At 39.1% G+C, this 3,998-nt stretch carries 4 protein-coding genes and 4 tRNA genes; all 8 read left to right on the top strand.

What is annotated here, in order from left to right; genetic code table 11:
• Nucleotides 1-530 precede the first annotated feature (530 nt).
• The gene (murB, locus tag H4J67_RS19530; protein ID WP_259368692.1) at nt 531-1,556 is read left to right on the top strand and encodes a UDP-N-acetylmuramate dehydrogenase; all 1,026 of its coding nucleotides are present in this window, start codon (nt 531-533) and stop codon (nt 1,554-1,556) included.
• A 2-nt stretch (nt 1,557-1,558) separates the two neighbouring features.
• Nucleotides 1,559-2,569 carry a bifunctional biotin--[acetyl-CoA-carboxylase] ligase/biotin operon repressor BirA gene (birA, locus tag H4J67_RS19525; protein WP_182170387.1) on the top strand — a complete coding sequence of 337 codons (1,011 nt, stop codon included), beginning with the start codon at nt 1,559-1,561 and terminating at the stop codon, nt 2,567-2,569.
• Nucleotides 2,566-3,282: a type III pantothenate kinase gene (locus tag H4J67_RS19520; protein WP_182204779.1), complete on the top strand. Its 717-nt coding sequence runs from the start codon at nt 2,566-2,568 to the stop codon at nt 3,280-3,282. The genes birA and H4J67_RS19520 overlap by 4 nt, the downstream gene beginning before the upstream one ends.
• A 152-nt stretch (nt 3,283-3,434) precedes the next feature.
• A tRNA-Thr gene (locus H4J67_RS19515) sits at nt 3,435-3,510 on the top strand.
• A gap of 25 nt (nt 3,511-3,535) precedes the next feature.
• Nucleotides 3,536-3,620: transfer RNA gene (locus H4J67_RS19510), tRNA-Tyr, on the top strand.
• 24 nt (nt 3,621-3,644) lie between these two features.
• Nucleotides 3,645-3,718 (top strand) — tRNA-Gly (locus H4J67_RS19505).
• A gap of 13 nt (nt 3,719-3,731) precedes the next feature.
• A tRNA-Thr gene (locus H4J67_RS19500) sits at nt 3,732-3,807 on the top strand.
• 67 nt (nt 3,808-3,874) lie between these two features.
• Nucleotides 3,875-3,998, top strand: a 124-nt coding sequence (locus H4J67_RS19495; protein ID WP_259368505.1) for a GTP-binding protein, incomplete at its 3' end; no start/stop codon positions are given.

Here is a 3,998-nt window from a genome sequence, read left to right as displayed (position 1 = left end):
AAATACCAAAACAAGTATTACAACGAACGTGCTAATAACATTGTTAAACTACCTGTACGTAAACAAGGTTAGTGTTCTTCTATCTATCAATAGTCAATGCAGCCAATATTCGAAGGCATCATAATCGACCACAGCCAAAGTATTGATGCTGATAGATACCAAAACAAGTATTACAACGAACGTGCTAATAACATTGTTAAACTTCCGGTACGCAAGCAGGGTTAAAAAACATTGTTAAATTACCGTTACGTAAACAAGGTTAATGTTCTTCTATCTATCCGCAGTCAACACAGTCAACACAGTCAGTAGTCAATGCAGCCAATATTCGAGGGCATCATAATCAACCACAGCCAAAGCATTGATGCTGATAAATACCAAAACAAGTACTACAACGAACGCGCTAATAATATTGTAAAACTACTCGTACGCAAACAAGGTTAGTATTTTTCTCAATATTAACCTCTTCCGCTTATTGAAAACTGCGGTAGAATAAGAGTAAGTTTTTACCAGCTAGTACTTCTGCTTATAATATGAAATCATGCCAACAATTTTCCCTACAAAAAAATAACAGTTTTGCAGTTTATGCAACGACACCCATTATTTATTATCCAAATAGTGAACAAGATCTGCAATTATTAGCAGCGGTGACTAGCGCACCTTTTTATATTTTAGGCGCGGGCAGTAATACGCTTTTTGTCGAGGGTGTTACACCGGTAATTATTAAGCCGGAGTTCTTAGGGATTAATGTTAATGAAACAGAAGAATATTATCAGGTCAATGCCGCTTGTGGTGAAAATTGGCATGACTTGGTATGCTTTTGTATTGATGAAGGCATTAACGGTCTAGAAAACTTAGCACTTATTCCTGGCAGTGTTGGCGCTGCTCCAGTACAAAACATTGGTGCTTATGGCGTTGAGATTGCTGATTTTATTGAAAGTGTAACTTGGTTTGATTTTGCTAAAAATAAATCACAGCAGTTAACGCAGGCGCAATGTCAATTTGATTATCGCGATAGTATTTTTAAAAATGCTTTAAAAAATAAAGGTATCATCACGGATATTACTTTACGCTTTCCAAAAAACTGGCAGGCTAAGCTGAATTACCAAGGATTAAACACCTTGCCCCCAAATAGTCATGCTAGGGTTATTATGGATACCGTGATTGCCATACGAAATGCTAAGTTACCTGATCCCAAGGTTATCCCAAACGCTGGCAGCTTCTTTAAAAATCCTGTGGTTAGCGCTGAGCAGTTTTTATTATTAAAAAATAACTATCCAGAAATTGCCGCTTTTCAACAAGATAATGGCACTGTTAAGCTAGCAGCAGGTTGGTTAATTGAAAGAGCAGGGCTGAAAGGTTATCAACTCAACGGTGCAGCTGTGCATAATAAGCAAGCGCTAGTGCTAACCAATATTGATTCGGCCTGCGGGGCAGATATCAAAAATTTAGCCCTACATGTACAACAAACCGTATTAGCATTATTTGCCATTATGCTACAACCAGAAGTAAGAATGCTCAGTGAGCAGGGCGAAGTTACCTTAGGAGCTATAAGCTGATCATGGCCAAAGCAATACGAGAGCAATTAATACAATATTTAGCCGATGGACAATTTGTTTCTGGGCAATGGTTAGGTGAGCAGCTAGGGGTCAGTCGCGCAGCAATATCTAATCATATCGCCTCGCTAATTGAAATGGGGCTTGATATTTATAGTGTTACCGGCAAAGGCTATAAATTATCTGAACCGTTAACATTATTAGATGAAAAAGAAATTCAATATAAGTTAAGCGCATTGGGTCAGAAAAACAAAGTCGAAGTGCATAATATTATTGACTCAACCAATAGTTATTTATTGCGTCGCTTACCCAATCAAAATCATAATTTGCAAGTCTGTTTAGCTGAATATCAAGATGCAGGGCGCGGTCGGCGCGGTCGTAAGTGGATCTCACCCTTTGGTTCACATATATATATGTCGATGTATTGGTATTTAGAACAAGGTATGGCGGCAGCTATGGGATTAAGTGTCGTGTCGGCTCTAGCGGTTAGCGATGCAGTAAAAGAACTTTATCAAATTGATGTGCAGTTAAAGTGGCCCAATGACATTTATTTTGGAGGGGTTAAGCTTGCTGGTATCCTTATTGATTTGGATGGGCAAGCTCTTGAACCGTGTCACTGTGTTATTGGTATTGGTTTAAATATTAATATGCCCCAAAAAAGTGCAGAACAAGTCGACCAACCTTGGACAGATTTACAAACAGCTATGATGCAAAGTACAAACGAGCATGGAAATAACGCGGTTAATACGATTGACCGAAGTGATTTGGCTGCAACGTTAATTTCTAAACTCTCATTAAGGCTTCAGCAGCATCAACATGAAGGGTTGCTGTCTATGGCCAATGAGTGGGCCAAACAAGATTATTATATCAATAAACCGATAAGGCTAATCACCGGCACGCGTGAAAAGAAAGGTATTTGTCGAGGCATTAATAACCAAGGAGCTTTATTGTTAGAAGTTGATGGCCAAATTAGTCCTATTTATGGTGGTGAAGTTAGCTTGAGGGCTGACACATGAGATTATTAGTTGATATTGGCAATACTCGCACCAAATACACTTTTGAGCAGCAAGGTGAATTATCAATCATTCAAAGTGAAAGAAATGAAACCATTAATGAAAAGTGGCTATCAAGTATCACTGAATCAGTGATATCTATCGTCGTTGCGAGTGTTAGCGAAGCTTATATTATAGAGGTCTTTATAGCCTATGCTCAGCAGCATAATATTGAACTGCACATAATAAACAGTGAAAGCAAACGCTTTGGCGTTACTTCAAGCTATCAACAACCGACAACGTTAGGTATTGATCGATGGTTGACGTTACTGGCGGCTAATATTTTGTACCCAGATGAGAATGTCCTTATTATTGACGCGGGAACAGCGACAACCATAGACTTACTCGATAGTCAGGGCATACATTTAGGTGGGTGGATTTTGCCAGGTATTGATATATTATTTAATAGTCTTTTATCAAATACTTCAAAAGTACTGGCAACTCAAGAGCATCAGGCCAATATTTCTTTTGGTAAAAGTACCTCTGACGGTGTCAATAATGCTTGCTGGGCAGCAACACTTGGTTTTATTGAACAAGGTATCAAACAAGCTAATAAACAAGTCTCATTAGATAAAGTATTACTTACTGGCGGTAATGCTAAAAAAATAGCGGCTTTATTAAACAGGCAACATTGCATTATTGATGAGCTAGTCTTTATCGGCATGCAACGATTCTAATTCGCTTATGGCAATTTATATCGCCAGTTTGTGGCAACATTTAACGTTAGGCGATTAAAAAAACATCAAATGGTTAAAAACATGGTTTTTTTTTGTTTTTACGCTTGCAAGGGAGAAAACATTCCACTAGAATTCGCACCACTTAATGTAGTGCCGACTTAGCTCAGTTGGTAGAGCAACTGACTTGTAATCAGTAGGTCGCCAGTTCGACTCCGGCAGTCGGCACCATTAATAAAATTGTTGTAAAAGTATTGGAGGGGTTCCCGAGTGGCCAAAGGGATCAGATTGTAAATCTGACGGCTCAGCCTTCGGTGGTTCGAATCCACCTCCCTCCACCACTTTGCAATAATGAAGATAGAAAAGCGGACGTCGTATAGTGGTAATACCTTAGCCTTCCAAGCTAAAGCTGCGAGTTCGATTCTCGCCGTCCGCTCCATCTTTAAGTGATTGCTGATATGGCTCAGTTGGTAGAGCGCACCCTTGGTAAGGGTGAGGTCGGCAGTTCGAATCTGCCTATCAGCACCATTCCTTAAGATTTCTATCTCACTAAATTTATTTTATTTTTGTTAATTTATCTCAGAGGCATTACATAATGGCTAAAGCAAAATTTGAACGTTTAAAACCGCATGTTAACGTTGGTACTATCGGTCACGTCGATCACGGTAAAACTACTTTAACAGCTGCTATCTCTGCAGTATTAACTAAAGTACACGGTG

The sequence above is a fragment of the Colwellia sp. BRX10-4 genome, assembly GCF_014077465.1.
Taxonomy (GTDB): domain Bacteria; phylum Pseudomonadota; class Gammaproteobacteria; order Enterobacterales; family Alteromonadaceae; genus Colwellia_A.
Note: the sequence above shows the minus strand (reverse complement) of the source record. Positions and strands in the feature narration are given on the sequence as shown.